This is a genomic window from Nocardioides sp. WJ219 (assembly GCF_058559815.1).
Window position 1 is genome coordinate 437666 of sequence record NZ_JBZUJV010000002.1, and the last position, 15965, is coordinate 453630.

The window sequence follows — 15965 nt, forward strand, 5'->3', positions numbered from 1 at the left end:
CACGTACCCCAGAAGGGTGATTTCGGCAACCAGCTCACAACCCCGGCGCACCGCGGATGGCCAGCCACCGCGCCGGGTCGGGCTCGACCGGCAGCTCGCCCTGGAGCGCGTCGCGCACCTGGATCTCGAGCAGGGAGTCGCGGCGCTGATCCGCGCCTCCGACGGGGGCGTAGGCGTAGAAGGTGCCCTGCTTGTAGAGGTAGACCAGCCCCACGCGCCGGCCCGCGCTGTCGGCGAACGGCACCAGCGAGCACAGCAGCGCCGGCCCGAACCCGGCGGCCTCGAGCGAGGTGTTGACGGCGTGCAGGTCGGTGCACAGCGCGCCGAGGTCGCTCGACGCCGCGTCGTACGGCGGCCGGTCGAGCTCGAGCCAGGTGAAGCCGAACCCGTCGGTCGAGACCGCCACCCCGGGCGCGTCGGGCGAGGCGGCCAGCAGGGCCTCCACGTCGCGCTGGACGTCGGCGAACGCCGGGCCCGCGGCGGCGCGGTAGCAGACCGACCCGTCGCCGGTGGGCACGAGCCCGAGCGCCGTCTGCAGGGTGATGGCCGCCGAGGGCACCAGGAACAGGGCGTCGAGGTCGGCCGGCGGTGGCGTCGAGCGGCCCAGGATGCCGTCGAGGAAGCCCACCGCCCTCAGCCCCCGGGCCGGTCGAGCTCGGCCTGGATCCGGGCCAGCTGCTCCAGGCGCTTGTGCAGCGGCGGGTGGGTGGAGGTCACGCCGCGCAGGCTGATCGGCGTGATGCACAGCGCGCTCCCGGCGGCCACCTCGCGCAGGTCGCGCTGGGGCGTCTGCTCGACGCCCCCGGCGATCTTCTGCAGCGCCGAGGCGAGCGCGCCGGGGCGCAGGGTGAGGTAGGCGCCGGCCCGGTCGGCCGACAGCTCGCGGTAGCGCGAGAGCAACCGCAGCAGCAGGAAGCTGACGGCGTAGACGACCATGCTGACTAGCAGCACGACGAGCCAGACCGGCGGTCCCTCGCGGTTGCTGCGGCTACCGCCGAACATGCCCATCCCGCCGTAGGAGGTGGCCTGGGTCAGGGTGCCGGCCGCGATGCCGGCCGAGGAGGCGACGGTCATCACCAGCACGTCGCGGTGGGCGACGTGCGACAGCTCGTGGGCGAGCACCGCCTCGAGCTCCTCGGCCGTCAGCAGGCCGAGGATGCCCGTGGTGACGCACACGACGGCACGGCTGGGCGAGCGGCCGGTGGCGAACGCGTTGGGCACGTGGGTGTCGGCGACGCCGACGCGCGGCTTGGGCATGTCGGCGAGCGTGCAGAGCCGGTCGATCATGCCGTGCAGCTCGGGGGCCTCCTCCGGCGTCACCTCACGGGCCCGCATCGCCCGCATCGCGATGGTGTCGCTCTTGGACCACTGGTAGACGGCGATGCCGATGCCGAGGACGCCGATCAGCACGCCGACCGCGCCGCCGACGTACGCCGCGAGGACGACGACGAGCGCGACGAACAGCCCGCCGAGCAGGAACATGACGAGGGCCATCCGGGCGGTCAGCCCGGCGTCCCCCACGAAACGCGTGGACACGGTGCCCGGTGCCCTACCGGGGCCCGGTCATCCGGGGATCAGTCCGTCGTCGGCCAGGAACTCGCGGACCTCGCCGATCGAGGCGTCCGGGTGCGGCAGGATCAGGTCGGACTCGAGGAGGTCGTCGACCGCGTGCGCGACCCCGACGGTACGGACGCCGTCGAGCAGCGCGTGCAGCGCCGGGCGGAACGTCGCCTCGTCGCCGGCCTCGATGGCGGCCTCGACGGCCGCGTCGAGCTCGTTGAGCCGGTCGAGCGCCGACGCCGCGACGTCGTACTGCCCCTCGCCCAGGATCCGGACGACGAGCGCCTGCTGGTCGCTCATCGCGGGGTCTCGCCCTCGCGCTGCTTCGACAGCGGGTCGGCGGCCTGGACCGGGCCGGACTCGAGCTGGCCGGGCGCCTCGGGCGCGGAGAGGCCCTTGAGCCGGGCGAGCTCGAGCTCGACGTCGGACTGGGAGCTCATCGCGTCGAGCTCGCGGGAGATGTCGTCGCCGGGGCCGGTGCTGGTGACGTCGTCGAGCGCGCCGGAGGCGATCAGCTCGTCGATGGCGCCGGCGCGGGCCTGCATCTGGGCGGTCTTGTCCTCGGCACGCTGGACCGCCATCCCGACGTCGCCCATCTCCTCGCCGATGCCGGAGACGGCCTCGTTGATCCGGGTCTGGGCCTCGGCGGCGGTGTAGGTGGCCTTGATCGTCTCCTTGCGGGTGCGGAAGGCCTCGACCTTGGCCTGCAGCCGCTGCTGGGCGAGGACGAGCTTCTCCTCCTCGCCCTGCAGCTGGGCGTGCTGGGTCTGCAGGTCGGCGATCTGCTGGGTGAGCCCGGACTTGCGGGTCAGCGCCTCGCGGGCGAGGTCCTCGCGGTCCATCTGCAGCGCCTTCTCGGCCTGCGTCTGTAGCTTGGCCTGCTGCTGCTCGAGCTGGGTGATCTGCAGCTCGACCCGCTTGCGGCTGGTGGCGACGTCGGCGACGCCACGGCGCACCTTGGAGAGCAGCTCGAGCTGGCGCTGGTAGCTGTAGTCGAGCGTCTCGCGGGGGTCCTCGGCACGGTCGAGCGCCTTGTTGGCCTTGGCCCGGAAGATCATGCTCATCCGCTTCATCACCGTCATGGCCTCACCTTATGTCGCGGCCGCAAGATCGGCGACGGGCTGCGGGTACCCTGACGGTGCCATGAAGCTGCGTCGTACCAAGTCCGAGGAGGCCACCGCCTCCACCGTCACCCTCGCCAAGCCGGGAGGGAAGGGCCGGCCCACGCCGACCCGCAAGGAGGCCGAGGCGGCCGCACGCGCCAAGGCCCGGGTGCCGCGCACCCGCAAGGAGGAGATGCAGCGGCAGCGGCAGGTCCGCTCGGAGTCGAGCCAGCAGGTCCGCAAGGCGATGAAGGACGGCGACGAGCGCTACCTGCTCGCCCGCGACAAGGGCCCGGTCCGCCGGTTCATCCGCGACTACGTCGACTCGCGGTTCTCCTTCGCCGAGGTCGTCATCCCGCTGATGTTCGTGGCGATCTTCGTCCAGGCGCTGGTGATCCCGCTGTTCCTGGTGCTGGCCGGCGACCTCATCTTCCTGCGGCTGCGGCTGCGCAAGCAGCTCGCCGCCCGCTTCCCCGACGAGCCGCTCAAGGGCACCACCTACTACGCCCTGACCCGCGCGATGCAGCTGAAGTTCATGCGGATGCCCAAGCCCAAGGTCAAGATCGGGCAGGCGCTCCCCGAGCACTACCGCTGACCGTCGGGCGACCGCCGCTGCGGCGATGATCGTCCGCCGTACGACGCAGCATCGGTGACCCACGCTGGTCGTGGAGGGCCGCCAGGCCCGTCTCGAGACCACTCCCCCACGCTGGTCGGGCCGGGCGAGCGCTGGCGAGCCCGAGTCGAGACCCGGCGAGGCGCGCAGCCTGCGGGGGTCTCGACTCGCGGAGACTTCGTCCCCGCGGCTCGACCACCGTCGGTGGCCGGCCGTCGTACGACGCACCGTCGGTGACGCACGCTGGTCGAGCCGGGCGAGCGCCAGCGAGCCCGAGTCGAGACCCGGCGAGGTAGGCAGGCTGAGGTGGTTTCGAGACGGTTGCTAGCGCAACCTCCTCAACCACCGTCGGTGACCGGCCGTCGTACGACGCACCACCGGTGACCCACGCTGGTCGAGGAGGGCCGCCAGGCCCGTCTCGAGACCACTCCCCCACGCTGGTCGAGCCGGGCGAGCGCCAGCGAGCCCGAGTCGAGACCCGGCGAGGTAGGCACGCTGAGGTGGTTTCGAGACGGTTGCTAGCGCAACCTCCTCAACCACCGTGGGTGTCGGCCGTCGTACGACGCACCGTCGGTGACGAGCGTCAGCCGAAGATCTCCGAGCGCCGCGGGGACTGGGTCTTGGCGGCGTCGCGCTCGACGACGTCGCTGACGACGTCGTCGATGGCCTTGAGCACGTCGGCGTCGAGCGTCACGCCGGCGGCCTTGACGTTGTCGGTGACCTGCTCGGGGCGGGAGGCGCCGATGATGGCCGAGGAGACGTTGGGGTTGGCGAGGGTCCAGGCGACGGCGAGCTGGGCCATGGAGAGGCCGGCGTCGTCGGCGATCGGGCGCAGGCGCTGCACGCGCTCGAGGACGTCGTCCTGCATCCAGCGCTTGATCATGTCGGCGCCGCCCTTCTCGTCCGTGGCGCGCGAGCCGGCGGGCGGCTCGGCGCCCGGCTGGTACTTGCCGGTCAGCACGCCCTGGGCGATCGGCGACCAGACGACCTGGCCCAGGCCGAGCTCCTCGCAGGTCGGCACGACCTCGGCCTCGATGACGCGCCAGAGCAGGTTGTACTGCGGCTGGTTGGAGACCAGCGGCACCCGGAGCTCCTGCGCCAGGGCGTGCGCGGCCCGGATCTCCTCGGCGCGCCACTCCGAGACGCCGATGTAGAGCGCCTTGCCGGCCCGGACGACGTCGGCGAAGGCCTCCATCGTCTCCTCCAGCGGCGTCTCGTGGTCGAAGCGGTGGGCCTGGTAGAGGTCGACGTAGTCGGTCTGCAGCCGCTGCAGCGAGCCGTCGATCGACTCCAGGATGTGCTTGCGCGACAGGCCGTGGTCGTTGGGGCCGCCGGGCCCGGTGGGCCAGAAGACCTTGGTGAAGATCTCCAGCGACTGGCGGCGCTCGCCGGCCAGGGCCTTGCCGAGGACCGTCTCGGCCGCGGTGTTGGCGTAGACGTCGGCGGTGTCGAAGGTCGTGATGCCCTCGTCGAGGGCCTGGCGCACGCACGCGAGGGCGGCGTCCTCCTCGACCTGCGAGCCGTGGGTGAGCCAGTTGCCGTACGAGATGGCCGAGACCTTCAGGCCACTCGCTCCGAGGTTGCGGAACTCCATGCACCCGACACTAGTGTCCACGTCCATGAGCACCAGCCCCGGGCCGACCGCCGACGTCTCCGTGCGCGTCGCGTGGGCCGACGACGCCGAGGCGATCGCGGCCGTGCAGGTGCGCGCGTGGGCCGAGCAGTACGCCGGCCTCCTGCCGGCCGGTGCCGTGCCCGACGACCCCGCACCCGTCGCCCAGGCGTGGCGGGCCTCGCTGACCAAGCCGGCCGACGCGCGCAACCGGGTGCTGGTCGCGCTCGAGCGCAACCGGGTGGTCGGCTTCGCGGTGACCACCCCGGCGTCCGACCCCGACTGCGACCCGGTCGCCGACGGTGAGCTGGCCGAGCTCGTCGTCCTGCCGGGCGAGCACGGCAAGGGCCACGGGAGCCGGCTGCTGCAGGCGGTCGCCGAGACGCTCGAGGCCGACCGGTTCACCCGCGCGGTCACCTGGACCATCGGCACCGACGACGTGCGCCGCGCGTTCCTGACCGGTGCCGGGTGGGCGCCCGACTCGGCCCACCGCGAGCTCGACCTCGACGGGACCGGCGCCACCACGGTCAAGCAGGTCCGCCTGCACACCGCCCTGGCGTGAAGCCCGTCGTCCGCGACAGCCTCGGCGTCGGCATCGCGACCGGCACCTACGGCGTCTCGTTCGGCGCGGTCTCGGTGTCCTCGGGGCTCGACGTCGCCCAGACCTGCGTCCTGTCGCTGCTGATGTTCACCGGCGCCTCGCAGTTCGCGATGATCGGCGTGCTCGCGTCCGGCGGCGGGCCGTGGTCCGGCGCGGCCTCGGCGCTCCTGCTCGGCACCCGCAACACGCTCTACGGGCTCCGGCTGGCGCCGCTCCTGGACTGGCGCGGACGCCGGCGGGTGGCGGCCGCCCACCTGCTCATCGACGAGTCCACCGCGATGTCGGTGACCCGCGAGTCGACCGAGGAGGCCCGGCTCGGCTTCCTGGTGACCGGTGGCTCGATCTTCGTGCTCTGGAACGTCGCGACCCTCGGCGGCGCGGTCGCCGGCGAGGCGATCGGTGACCCGCGCGACTTCGGCCTCGACGCCGCCGTCGGCGCGGCGTTCCTGGCGCTGCTGTGGCCCCGGCTGGACCGGCCGCTGCACCGCTGGGTGGCGGTGCTGGCCGCGGCGGTCGCGCTCGGCGTCGTCCCGCTGACGGCCGCCGGCGTGCCGGTGCTCGTCGCCGCCGGCGTGGCGCTGCTCGCCGGGGTCCTCGCGACGCGGAGGACGGCATGACCTGGGCCGCGATCCTGACCGCCAGCGTCGGCTGCTACCTGCTCAAGCTCGCCGGTCTCTCGGTGCCCGCGCGGGTGCTCGAGCGCCCGGTCGTCTCCCGGATCGCCGACCTCATCCCGGTGGCCCTGCTGGCCGCCCTGGTGGCGGTGCAGGTCGCGGCGACCCCCGACGGGGGTCTCGCGCTCGACGCCCGAGCGGTCGCCCTCGGGGTCGCCGTGCTGCTGCTCCTCGCGCGGGCACCGTTCCTGGTCGTGGTCTTCGGGGCGGCCCTGGTGGCCGCGCTGGTCCGGCTCGTCTGACCGCTCGCGGGCCGGGCGCGTCAGGGGTGGCGCCGGATGCGCTCCTGCTCCACGAGACGCTCCTGCTCGACGAGGCTGCCGGACCCGGCGCCGGTCGCCGGGGCGGTCTGGAGGCTGAGCGCGCCGACGGCCAGGACTGCTGCCGCGGCCAGACGCAGGGGTGTGCGCATGGGGACCCTCTCGGACGTGCGGCGCCCACGGGAGGAGCCGTCACCGCACCCTGGCGCGCGGAGCCCGCGGCGTCGACGGGGCCGTCGCCCCAGGTTCGTGCATCGCACGTTTCTGAGGGATGCGTCCCCGGCCCTCAGAGGTCGACGAGCTGCTCGAGCCCCACGGTCAGGCCCGGCCGGTCGCCGATCGCCCGGACCGCGGCCAGCACACCGGGGGTGAACGACGATCGGTGCAGGGAGTCGTGCCGGATCGTGAGCGTCTCCCCCGGGCCGCCGAGGACGACCTCCTGGTGCGCGACCAGGCCCCGGATCCGCAGCGCGTGCACCGGGACGCCGTCGACGTCGGCGCCACGGGCGCCGTCGATGCCGGTCACGGTCGCGTCGGGCGCCGGGCCCACGCCGGCGGCGCGGCGGGCCGCCGCGACGAGCTCCGCCGTACGACGTGCGGTGCCGGAGGGTGCGTCGGCCTTGTCGGGGTGGTGGAGCTCGACGATCTCGACGGAGTCGTAGTGCACGGCCGCGGCCGCGGCGAACCGCATCATCAAGATGGCGCCGATGGAGAAGTTGGGGGCGATCAGCACACCGCTGCGCGGCGCGGCACCCAGCCGGTCGCGCAGGACCGCCAGGCGCTCGTCGTCGAAGCCGGTGGTGCCGACCACGGCGTGGATGCCGTGCTCGATGCACAGCGCCAGGTGGTCCATCACGACACCGGGGTGGGTGAAGTCGACGACGACCGCAGCGCCGGCGTCGACGACGTCGCGCGGGTCGTCGCCGTCGTCGATCTCCGCGACCAGCTCGAGGTCGTCGGCGGCGGCCACCGCGGCGCACACCTCGGAGCCGACCTTGCCGCGTGCGCCGAGCACGCCCACCGCGATCTTGTCCGCCACGGCGCTCACCCTAGGGGTTGGTCAGTGAACCCCCGACGACGTTCTGGCAGGGTGGACGCATGGTCGCGCAACAGATTCCGGCCCGCATCCGGTGGGCCGTCGAGTTCATGGACCCCCAACCCGCCGACCACGTGCTCGAGATCGGCTGCGGACCGGGGGCCGCAGCCGAGCTCATCTGCTCCCGTCTCGAGACCGGGAAGCTCTTCGCCATCGACCGGTCGGAGTCGGGGGTCGACCGCACCAAGCGCCGCAACGCCGACGCGATCAAGGCCGGCAAGCTCACCGTGCGCCAGATCGACCTCGCGACGCTCCGGGTGCCGGTCAAGCGGCTGACCAAGGTGTTCGCGTTCAACGTCAACCTGTTCTGGGTGCGCGAGTGCGCCGACGAGGTGGCGCTGCTGCACGAGCGCGTGCTGCCCGGGGGCGCCGTCCACCTGTTCTTCGAGACCAAGATCGCCGAGGACGTCCCGCGCATCGTCAAGGGCGCCTCCGCGGCCCTGAGCGGCGGCGGCTTCCGGGTCTCGGTGGTCGACAACAAGCAGCCGCCGGTCGTCGGGATCATCGGCCGCCGCTGACGTGGTCGACGGTCGTCTCGACCTCGCCGGTCTCGACCGCGAGCTGGCCCGCGCGGGCCTGCCGCCGATGAGCGAGCAGCGCGACGTGCACGTGCGGGCCGACCCGCTGACCCTGACGACCTACAGCTTCCGCGGCGACCCGGTCTCCACGTCCTTCGACGACGAGGACGCGCTGTGCCGCACGGCCCTGGTGGTCCTGCTGCAGGCGGCGAGTGCGACCCGGGCGAGCGGCCGGTACGACGACCTCGACCGCGTCCCGGCGGTCCCCGGCCCTCGTGGTCCGACCGGCGTGGGTCCGCCCGCCCTGCTCTGGACCCGGACGATGTGCACCGGCACCAGCACCGCCCAGCGGCTCGGGCTGGCGGCGTACGACGGACAGGTGCTGGTGGTCGACACCGAGGCCCTGTGGCGGCACGGCGTCGACGGGACCACCCTGCTCACCGCGCTCGACGGCGAGACGGGGGCGGTCCGGTGGTCGGTCCCGGTCGAGGGGTCCGGACCGACGGTGCTGCTCGCCCAGCCCGGCCTCCTCCTCGGGCACGCCGACGACCGCCTGACCTGCTACGACCCGCGCGACGGACACACCGTGTGGTCGCGCCCGTTCCCCCAGCCGCGGGAGGTGACCGGCCGGTCCGACGGCGTCGTCCAGCTGCGGGTCTCGCTCGGTGACGACGAGCCGGTGCGTGGTCTCGACCTGGCCACCGGCGCCGACCGCTACCAGGTCCGGGCACCGCGTCCGTCGTGGGACCGCCACCCCGGCTCGGTCGCCCCGCGGTCGTGGTGGTGGGCAGAGGCGGACGCCCGGTCCCTCCGGGTGCTGCACACCGACGTCGCCGACGGCGTGCCCCGCCTGGTGGCCGCCGTCGAGCACCGCCTCCCCGAGCTGGCCGGCGCCGTCCTCCACGAGGTCGGGGGGTACGCCGCCGACCGCGGCCGGTGCTTCCTCCGGGTCCGGCAGGACGACGGACGGGGGCCCCTGCTCGTCGTCGACCTCGACGGGCGGCGGCCGCCGCGGTGGGCCGACCCGACGACCGGTCCGGCGACCACGACCCGGTCGGTGCCGGTGGACGCCGACCACGTCCTGACGACCCGGTGGCGCGGCCCCGACGGGCCACCGAGCCGGTTGCTGGCGGTCGACGGCCGCGTGCTCTGGGAGCGACCCGACCTGCTGACCCCGCTCCACCGCGAGCCCGGTCTGACCGTCCTGCAGCGGCGGGGCGCGGTCCAGGCGCAGGTGCACAGCGCCAGGCTCCGGCACGACGACCTGGTGACGGCGGTCGACGACCGGGGGCGCGAGGCCTGGACCGCCGACCTGGGGCCCGCGGTGGTCGTCGGCGACGAGCTGTGGCACTGCCCGCGCGGGCAGGTGGCGGCGGTGGGCCTGCGCGACGGGCGGCGCCGGTGGGTCGTCCCGTCGCGGCACGCCACCCCGTGGGCCCTGGGGCTGGCGGCGGTGGAGCACGTCGCGGCCGGCCGCACGCGGGGCGCGGCCACGGTGCTGGGCTCCGGCACCACCTTCGTCGCCGTGCGCTGACGGCGCCGGGTCAGGACGGGCCGACGACCGCCAGGATCTCCTCGCGCGAGAAGACCTCGGCGGCGACCTCGCGCACCTCGTCGAGGGTGACGGCGTCGATGCGGGCCATCACCTCGTCGATCTCGAGGAGGTCGTCGTGGACGAGCTCGGCCTTGCCGAGGCGGATCATCCGCGAGGCGGAGTCCTCGAGGCCGAGGACCAGGCCGCCGCGCAGCTGGCCCTTGCCGCGGACCAGCTCCTCCTCGGTGATGCCGTCGGCGGCGACCCGCGCGAGCTCGAGGCGCACGGTGGCGAGCACCTCGTCGAGCTTGGCCGGCAGGCAGCCGACGCTGACCCCGACCAGGCCGGAGTCGGCGTGGTGGGACGTGAAGGAGTAGACCGAGTAGGCCAGGCCGCGGCGCTCGCGGATCTCCTGGAACAGCCGCGACGACGTGCCACCGCCGAGGGCGGTGTTGAGGACGCCCAGCGCGAACCGGCGGTCGTCGTCGCGACCGAAGGCCTCCATGCCGAGCACGACGTTGACCTGCTCGAAGGGCCGGGTGGTCTCGACGTGACCGGGGTGGACCCGGACCCGCTTGGCGCCGCGGCGCGGCTCGGCGGGCGGGCGGTCACCGGCGAGCCAGTCGCGGCGGCCGAACGCCCGGCGCACGTCGCGCACCACGGTGCCGTGGTCGAGGCTGCCGGCGACCGAGACGACCATCCGGTGCGGCTGGTAGTGACGGCGGTAGAAGCGCTGGATGCGGCCCCGGTCGAGGGCGGTGATCGACTCGACGGTGCCGGCGATCGAGCGCCCCAGCGGCGAGGTCGGGCCCCACGCCTGCTCGGCGAAGAGGTTGTGCACGACGTCGTCGGGGTCGTCGTCGTGCATCGCGATCTCGTCGAGGATCACCTCGCGCTCGGCCTCCACGTCGTCGTCGGTGATCACCGAGGAGGTGATCATGTCGCCGAGGACGTCGACCGCGAGCGGCAGGTCCTCGTCGAGGACCCGCGCGTGGAAGCAGGTGTACTCCTTGGCGGTGAAGGCGTTGAACTCGCCGCCCACGGCGTCGAGGGCGACCGAGATGTCGAGCGCCGACCGCTCGCGGGTGCCCTTGAACAGCAGGTGCTCGAGGAAGTGCGAGCAGCCGTGCAGCGCCGTCGTCTCGTCGCGCGAGCCGACGTCGACCCACACCCCGATCGTCGCCGACCGGGCACCGGCCATCTGCTCGGTGACCACCCGCAACCCGCCCGGCAGCACGGTGCGCCGGACCCGTGAGGTCACCGCTCCCCCGCTGTCGCGCACCGTCGACAAGGTGCGCGTCGTCCCGACCTTCTGCATGTCCCTCATCCTCGACCCCTGCCAAAAAGCACGCTGACCCGCCGTCCGGGACGACGGGTCAGCGTGGGTGGATCAGTCCTCGGTGTCGCCACCCTCGGCGTCGGCCTCGGGCGCCTCGGCGTCCTCGACGACCGGGATCAGCGAGAGCTTGCCGCGGTCGTCGACCTCGGCGATCTCGACCTGGATCTTCTGGCCGACCGAGACGACGTCCTCGACGTTCTCGACGCGCTTGCCGCCCACCAGGCCGCGGAGCTTGGTGATGTGCAGCAGGCCGTCCTTGCCGGGCATCAGCGAGACGAACGCACCGAAGTTCGTCGTCTTCACGATGGTGCCGAGGTAGCGCTCGCCGACCTCGGGCATCGTCGGGTTGGCGATCGCGTTGACCGCGGCGCGGGCGGCCTCGGCCGCCTCACCGTTGGTCGCGCCGATGTAGACCGTGCCGTCGTCCTCGATCGACAGGGTCGCGCCCGTGTCGTCCTGGATCTGGTTGATGATCTTGCCCTTCGGGCCGATGACCTCGCCGATCTTGTCGACGGGCACGCGGACCGTGATGATGCGCGGCGCGTGCACCGACATCTCCTCGGGGGCGTCGATGGCCTCGGCCATCACGTCGAGGATGGCGAGACGGGCGTCCTTGGCCTGGGTGAGGGCCGCGGCCAGCACCTCGGCGGGGATGCCGTCGAGCTTGGTGTCGAGCTGCAGCGCGGTCACGAACTCGCGGGTGCCGGCGACCTTGAAGTCCATGTCGCCCATCGCGTCCTCGGCACCGAGGATGTCGGTCAGCGCGACGTACTTGGTCTCGCCGTCGACCTCGCCGGAGATGAGGCCCATCGCGATGCCGGCGACCGAGGCCTTGAGCGGCACACCGGCCTGGAGCAGCGACAGCGTCGCGGCGCAGACCGAGCCCATCGACGTCGAGCCGTTGGAGCCCATCGCCTCGGAGAGCTGGCGGATCGCGTAGGGGAACTCCTCGCGGCTCGGCAGCACCGGCAGCAGCGCCCGGCGCGCGAGCGCGCCGTGGCCGACCTCGCGGCGCTTGGGCGAGCCGACCCGGCCGGTCTCGCCGGTGGAGAACGGCGGGAAGACGTACTTGTGCATGTAGCGGCGGTGCTTCTCGGGGCTCAGCGTGTCGAGCTGCTGCTCGAGCTTGAGCATGTTGAGCGTGGTGACACCCAGGATCTGGGTCTCGCCGCGCTCGAACAGCGCCGAGCCGTGCACCCGCGGGATGACGCCGACCTCGGCGTGCAGGGCTCGGATGTCGGCCAGCCCGCGGCCGTCCATGCGGATCTTGTCGCGCAGCACGCGCTCGCGCATCAGGTTCTTGGTGACCGACTTGAAGGCGGCACCGATCTCCTTCTCGCGGCCCTCGAACTGGGCGCCGACCTGCTCGAGCAGCGACGCCTTGACGTCGTCGAGCTTCTCGTCGCGCTCCTGCTTGCCGGCGATGGCCAGGGCCTCGGAGGTCTGGGGGGCGACCGCGGCGTGGACGGCGTCGTAGACGTCGTCCTCGAAGTCGAGGAAGACCGGGAAGTCCTGGACGGGCTTCGCGGCACCCTTGGCCAGCTCGGCCTGGGCCTCGCACAGCTGCTTGATGAACGGCTTGGCGGCGTCGAGGCCGCTGGCCACGATCTCCTCCGACGGCGGGGTGGCGCCGCCGGCGACGAGCTCGTAGGTGTTCTCGGGGGCCTCGGCCTCGACCATCATGATCGCGACGTCGCCGGAGTCGGTGACCCGACCCGCGACGACCATGTCGAAGGTGGCGCTCTCGAGCTGGCTGTGGCTCGGGAACGCGACCCACTGACCCTCGATGAAGGCGACGCGGACGCCGCCGACGGGGCCGGAGAACGGCAGGCCGGACAGTTGCGTGGACAGCGACGCGGCGTTGATCGCCAGGACGTCGTAGGGCTGGTCGGGGTCGAGCGACATCACGGTGATGACGACCTGGACCTCGTTGCGCAGGCCCTTCTTGAACGTCGGCCGCAGCGGGCGGTCGATGAGGCGGCAGGTGAGGATCGCGTCCTCGCCGGGCCGACCCTCGGACCGGAAGAACGAGCCGGGGATCTGGCCCACGGCGTACATCCGCTCCTCGACGTCGATCGTCAGGGGGAAGAAGTCGAAGTGGTCCTTGGGGTGCTTGCCGGCCGTGGTGGCCGAGAGCAGCATCGTCTCGTCGTCGAGGTAGGCGGTCACCGAACCGGCGGCCTGACGGGCCAGCAGGCCGGTCTCGAACTTGACGGTGCGGGTGCCGAACTTGCCGTTGTCGAGAACGGTCTCGACAGCACTGATGACGGGTTCTGTCACGTCTGATCCTTTTGTTCGCGGTGCGATCCGCGAGTCCCGCGCACGAGCCGGGCTCCGGCGCCCCGGAGGTCCGGGACGAGGTGGAGGCCGGGCGGTGGGCCGATCTTCGATCGAGACCCGCAGGCCCGGCGTCGGACGACGCTCGTGCTCCTGAAGATCACTACCGAGGACCGGGCCGGACGGTGGCGCGGATCGCTCCTGTGTGTGGGTGTTCAGTTGTGGTGGTGCGAGGGGGCGTGAGCCCCCGGAACGCAGACGTCGGGACCCACCAGGTGGTGGATCCCGACGGCGACGTCAGCGGCGCAGACCGAGGCGCTCGATGATCGAGCGGTATCGCGCGATGTCGGTCTTGCGCAGGTAGTTGAGCAACCGCCGGCGCTGGCCGACGAGCAGCAGCAGACCACGACGGCTGTGGTGGTCGTGCTTGTGCGTCTTGAGGTGGTCGGTGAGGTGGGCGATGCGGTGGCTGAGCAACGCGATCTGCACCTCGGGCGAGCCGGTGTCGCCCTCGGTCGTGGCGTACTCGGCGATGATCTTGTTCTTCGTCGCTGCGTCGGTCCCGACGGACATGGCGGCTCCTCCTGGTATGTACTCGCTGCGCGGCGCGCCGGGGCCTGTTCTCCCGGGCACTCGATTCCGCGGCCGTTGCACGGCACCGTGAAACATACCGTCGGGCGCGGCGCCACCCCAAAACCCGGCCCACCCGCACCATCCAGCGCGGCAGCGCGGCAGCGCGGCGGCCGCGCGTGGCGGCGCCGCCACGCGGCCGGGCCACCAGCACGACGATGCGGCGCCGACAGGGGCACGGACGACGCGCTCGCGTCATCGAGATCAGTAGCGAGCCGCGCGCACCACCATCACGTCGGGGAGGTTCGCCACGACGGGCCGCCAGGTGCGCTCGGCGTCGGTCGAGGCCCAGACCGCCCCGTTGCGGGCGCCGACGTAGAGCCCGACCGGGTCGTGGTCGTCGGCCCACATCGCGTCGCGCATCACGCCGACGTAGCAGGGGTCGGGCAGGCCCTCCCCGAACGTCGCCCAGGTGGTGCCGGCGTCCTGGGAGCGCCAGACGCCGGCGCGGGCCTCGGGTGGGTAGCGGCGGCCGCTGCCCTCGAGCGGGAACACGTAGACCGTGTCGGCGTCGTGCGGGTCGACCACGGCCGGGAACCCGAAGTCGGCGGGCAGCCCGTCGGCGATCGACTGCCAGGTCGCGGCGTGGTCGTCGGAGCGGTAGACGCCGCCGTGGTTCTGCAGGAAGAGCCGCTCGGGCCGGTCGGGGTGCCGGTCGATCTTGTGCACGCACTGGCCGAACTCCGGGAACTGCTGGCCCTCGGGGAGGAACTCCGCGCGGATGCCCTCGTTGCGCGCCTCCCAGGTCTCGCCGCCGTCGGCGGTCTGGTAGACGCCACCGGAGGAGATCGCGACGGTGATCGAGGCGGGGTCGGTGGGGTGGGGCAGGATCGTGTGGAACGCCTGGCCGCCGTAGCCGGCGCCCCACTCGGGGCGGTGCGGGTGGTCCCAGAGACCGCGGACCAGCGCAAAGGTGCGGCCGCCGTCGGCCGAGCGCCACACAGCCCCGGGCTCGGTGCCGGCCCACACGACGTCGGGCTCGATGCCCGGCGTGAGCTGCCAGACCCGCTCGACCGTGGCGCCCTGGCCCTCCTCGAAGCGGATGCCGCCGCCGGGCGTCTCCTGCCAGGTGGCGCCGAGGTCGTCGGACCAGCGCACCTGCGGCCCGAACCACGACGACGACGCGCCGGCCAGCAGCCGCGGCGTACCGCCGGCGCGGCCGTCGACCAGGCAGGAGTAGACCTCCTCCATGTCGTGGTGCGGGCCGGTGACCGACCAGTCCTGCCGGGCGTCGTCCGACGTCGCGATCCACAGGCCCTTGCGGGTCCCCACCATCAGTACCGTGCCCATCAGGTCCTCCTCGGGTCGATGCGTCCGCGCGCCCCGGTGACGGAGTGCGTCAGGAGGACTGACCGGCCCGGGCCGGGGTACTCATCGCCGCGGTGCGGGATCCGCGTGCTCGAGCAGCCAGAGCGCGATCTCCTCGCCGGCGAGCACGCCGGTGGCCTCGGTGACCGGGCCGTCCCAGCCGTGCGACTCGAGGTAGGCACCCCGTGGCACGAGCGCGTGGCGGGCCATCCGGAGCATGCCCTCGTCGAGGATGGAGTCGCCGGCCGCGGCGACCAGCTCGCCGCCGTCGAGCTCGCAGAGGCGGGCGAGGCCAGCCTCCTTGGTGAGCGTGTCGGGCATCGCGTAGACCTTGGTCTGCTCGTGCGTCAGCCGCCAGCCGTCCTCACCCGCGATCGCCTCGAGCTCCTCGACCCACGCGGCCTCGACCGGTTCGCCGTTGAGCAGGAAGTAGCCGAAGGCGCCGTCGGCGTCGCGCAGGCTGCGCACGTGGGGCGCCTCGACGAGGTGGGCGACGCGCTGGGTGAACTCGGCCATCGGCCGGCGCTGCGCGACGAGCTCGGCGGTGGCGCGCGCGTGCTCGGCGTCCGGCTCGCCGTCGACGAGGAGCACCCCGCCGTTGAGGCACAGGATGCGGCGGTACGTCGGCAGCCGCAGCCGCAGCACCTGGGCCGGCGTCCGCGTGGTGCAGAGCACGAGCTCGGCGGCGGCGGCCTCGACGAGCGCGTCCCACGCCCGCTTGGTGACGTAGGCCCAGTCGCGTCCGTCGAGCACCTCGAGGCACTCCAGGGACTCCAGCGGCACGTCGCCGATCCGCTTGTGCGACCACAGCAGGGTGCGGTCGATGTCGCTGGCGATCAT

Annotated in this window: 18 protein-coding genes; 6 read left to right on the top strand and 12 right to left on the bottom strand. The window is 73.2% G+C overall.

Annotated elements, in window-relative coordinates:
- Positions 1–34 precede the first annotated feature (34 nt).
- Genes pspAB through AC4MBH_RS06150 form a run of 4 tightly spaced genes read right to left on the bottom strand, consistent with a single transcriptional unit; the run spans position 35 to position 2642 of the window.
- Complete coding sequence (pspAB, locus tag AC4MBH_RS06135; protein ID WP_491793513.1) at positions 35–628, bottom strand: PspA-associated protein PspAB; 594 nt, start codon at positions 626–628, stop codon at positions 35–37.
- A 5-nt stretch (positions 629–633) separates the two neighbouring features.
- Positions 634–1536, bottom strand: coding sequence for a zinc metalloprotease HtpX (gene htpX, locus AC4MBH_RS06140; RefSeq protein WP_491793514.1), 903 nt, complete (start codon positions 1534–1536; stop codon positions 634–636).
- Between the two features lie 27 nt (positions 1537–1563).
- Entirely contained in the window at positions 1564–1860 is a 297-nt protein-coding gene (gene pspAA / locus AC4MBH_RS06145; protein ID WP_491793515.1) for a PspA-associated protein PspAA, read from the bottom strand.
- The gene (locus AC4MBH_RS06150) at positions 1857–2642 is read right to left on the bottom strand and encodes a PspA/IM30 family protein (RefSeq protein WP_491793517.1); all 786 of its coding nucleotides are present in this window, start codon (positions 2640–2642) and stop codon (positions 1857–1859) included. The genes pspAA and AC4MBH_RS06150 overlap by 4 nt, the downstream gene beginning before the upstream one ends.
- Positions 2643–2703: 61 nt before the next feature.
- Here AC4MBH_RS06150 and AC4MBH_RS06155 point away from each other — a divergent pair, with 61 nt between their 5' ends.
- Positions 2704–3258: a DUF3043 domain-containing protein gene (locus tag AC4MBH_RS06155; RefSeq protein ID WP_491793519.1), complete on the top strand. Its 555-nt coding sequence runs from the start codon at positions 2704–2706 to the stop codon at positions 3256–3258.
- A gap of 601 nt (positions 3259–3859) precedes the next feature.
- On the opposite strand, the gene AC4MBH_RS06160 is transcribed toward AC4MBH_RS06155, so the two are convergent.
- The gene (locus AC4MBH_RS06160; RefSeq protein ID WP_491793520.1) at positions 3860–4870 is read right to left on the bottom strand and encodes an aldo/keto reductase family protein; all 1011 of its coding nucleotides are present in this window, start codon (positions 4868–4870) and stop codon (positions 3860–3862) included.
- A gap of 25 nt (positions 4871–4895) precedes the next feature.
- Here AC4MBH_RS06160 and AC4MBH_RS06165 point away from each other — a divergent pair, with 25 nt between their 5' ends.
- The 3 genes from AC4MBH_RS06165 to AC4MBH_RS06175 are packed head-to-tail and all read left to right on the top strand — an operon-like array spanning position 4896 to position 6405.
- Positions 4896–5450 (top strand): GNAT family N-acetyltransferase, encoded by a 555-nt coding sequence (locus AC4MBH_RS06165; RefSeq protein ID WP_491793522.1) that lies wholly within the window; start codon positions 4896–4898, stop codon positions 5448–5450.
- Positions 5447–6106, top strand: a complete 660-nt coding sequence (locus tag AC4MBH_RS06170) for an AzlC family ABC transporter permease (protein WP_491793524.1) — start codon at positions 5447–5449, stop codon at positions 6104–6106. Before AC4MBH_RS06165 ends, AC4MBH_RS06170 begins: the two co-directional genes overlap by 4 nt.
- A complete protein-coding gene (locus AC4MBH_RS06175) occupies positions 6103–6405 on the top strand; it encodes an AzlD domain-containing protein (protein WP_491793526.1) in 303 nt (100 codons plus the stop codon). Before AC4MBH_RS06170 ends, AC4MBH_RS06175 begins: the two co-directional genes overlap by 4 nt.
- 20 nt (positions 6406–6425) lie before the next feature.
- Here the strand turns inward: AC4MBH_RS06175 and AC4MBH_RS06180 are convergent, their stop codons facing one another.
- Together AC4MBH_RS06180 and dapB are read right to left on the bottom strand one after the other, a co-directional pair.
- Complete coding sequence (locus tag AC4MBH_RS06180) at positions 6426–6575, bottom strand: hypothetical protein (RefSeq protein ID WP_491793528.1); 150 nt, start codon at positions 6573–6575, stop codon at positions 6426–6428.
- Between the two features lie 134 nt (positions 6576–6709).
- Positions 6710–7462 carry a 4-hydroxy-tetrahydrodipicolinate reductase gene (gene dapB / locus AC4MBH_RS06185; protein ID WP_491793530.1) on the bottom strand — a complete coding sequence of 251 codons (753 nt, stop codon included), beginning with the start codon at positions 7460–7462 and terminating at the stop codon, positions 6710–6712.
- Between the two features lie 59 nt (positions 7463–7521).
- Between dapB and AC4MBH_RS06190 the strand changes: the two genes are divergently transcribed.
- Both AC4MBH_RS06190 and AC4MBH_RS06195 read left to right on the top strand, forming a co-directional pair.
- The gene (locus AC4MBH_RS06190) at positions 7522–8037 is read left to right on the top strand and encodes a class I SAM-dependent methyltransferase (RefSeq protein ID WP_491793532.1); all 516 of its coding nucleotides are present in this window, start codon (positions 7522–7524) and stop codon (positions 8035–8037) included.
- A gap of 1 nt (position 8038) precedes the next feature.
- Positions 8039–9571 (top strand): outer membrane protein assembly factor BamB family protein, encoded by a 1533-nt coding sequence (locus tag AC4MBH_RS06195; RefSeq protein ID WP_491793533.1) that lies wholly within the window; start codon positions 8039–8041, stop codon positions 9569–9571.
- Between the two features lie 10 nt (positions 9572–9581).
- Here the strand turns inward: AC4MBH_RS06195 and AC4MBH_RS06200 are convergent, their stop codons facing one another.
- The 5 genes from AC4MBH_RS06200 to AC4MBH_RS06220 form a co-directional block, all read right to left on the bottom strand.
- The gene (locus tag AC4MBH_RS06200) at positions 9582–10889 is read right to left on the bottom strand and encodes a M16 family metallopeptidase (protein ID WP_491793534.1); all 1308 of its coding nucleotides are present in this window, start codon (positions 10887–10889) and stop codon (positions 9582–9584) included.
- 72 nt (positions 10890–10961) lie between these two features.
- The gene (locus AC4MBH_RS06205; protein ID WP_491793536.1) at positions 10962–13190 is read right to left on the bottom strand and encodes a polyribonucleotide nucleotidyltransferase; all 2229 of its coding nucleotides are present in this window, start codon (positions 13188–13190) and stop codon (positions 10962–10964) included.
- Positions 13191–13484: 294 nt separating this feature from the next.
- The gene (rpsO, locus tag AC4MBH_RS06210) at positions 13485–13760 is read right to left on the bottom strand and encodes a 30S ribosomal protein S15 (protein WP_491793538.1); all 276 of its coding nucleotides are present in this window, start codon (positions 13758–13760) and stop codon (positions 13485–13487) included.
- A 261-nt stretch (positions 13761–14021) separates the two neighbouring features.
- Entirely contained in the window at positions 14022–15107 is a 1086-nt protein-coding gene (locus AC4MBH_RS06215) for a WD40/YVTN/BNR-like repeat-containing protein (protein ID WP_491793540.1), read from the bottom strand.
- An 81-nt stretch (positions 15108–15188) separates the two neighbouring features.
- The gene (locus AC4MBH_RS06220) at positions 15189–15965 is read right to left on the bottom strand and encodes a Cof-type HAD-IIB family hydrolase (protein WP_491793542.1); all 777 of its coding nucleotides are present in this window, start codon (positions 15963–15965) and stop codon (positions 15189–15191) included.

Excerpts from the sequence above, each read along its gene's own strand:
- pspAA (WP_491793515.1), bottom strand. The coding sequence starts at position 1,860 with ATGAGCGACCAGCAGGCGCTCGTCGTCCGGATCCTGGGCGAGGGGCAG.
- AC4MBH_RS06150 (WP_491793517.1), bottom strand. The coding sequence starts at position 2,642 with ATGACGGTGATGAAGCGGATGAGCATGATCTTCCGGGCCAAGGCCAAC.
- AC4MBH_RS06155 (WP_491793519.1), top strand. The coding sequence starts at position 2,704 with ATGAAGCTGCGTCGTACCAAGTCCGAGGAGGCCACCGCCTCCACCGTC.
- AC4MBH_RS06160 (WP_491793520.1), bottom strand. The coding sequence starts at position 4,870 with ATGGAGTTCCGCAACCTCGGAGCGAGTGGCCTGAAGGTCTCGGCCATC.
- AC4MBH_RS06165 (WP_491793522.1), top strand. The coding sequence starts at position 4,896 with ATGAGCACCAGCCCCGGGCCGACCGCCGACGTCTCCGTGCGCGTCGCG.
- AC4MBH_RS06175 (WP_491793526.1), top strand. The coding sequence starts at position 6,103 with ATGACCTGGGCCGCGATCCTGACCGCCAGCGTCGGCTGCTACCTGCTC.
- AC4MBH_RS06180 (WP_491793528.1), bottom strand. The coding sequence starts at position 6,575 with ATGCGCACACCCCTGCGTCTGGCCGCGGCAGCAGTCCTGGCCGTCGGC.
- AC4MBH_RS06190 (WP_491793532.1), top strand. The coding sequence starts at position 7,522 with ATGGTCGCGCAACAGATTCCGGCCCGCATCCGGTGGGCCGTCGAGTTC.
- AC4MBH_RS06200 (WP_491793534.1), bottom strand. The coding sequence starts at position 10,889 with ATGCAGAAGGTCGGGACGACGCGCACCTTGTCGACGGTGCGCGACAGC.
- rpsO (WP_491793538.1), bottom strand. The coding sequence starts at position 13,760 with ATGTCCGTCGGGACCGACGCAGCGACGAAGAACAAGATCATCGCCGAG.
- AC4MBH_RS06215 (WP_491793540.1), bottom strand. The coding sequence starts at position 15,107 with ATGGGCACGGTACTGATGGTGGGGACCCGCAAGGGCCTGTGGATCGCG.
- AC4MBH_RS06220 (WP_491793542.1), bottom strand. The coding sequence starts at position 15,965 with ATGATCGCCAGCGACATCGACCGCACCCTGCTGTGGTCGCACAAGCGG.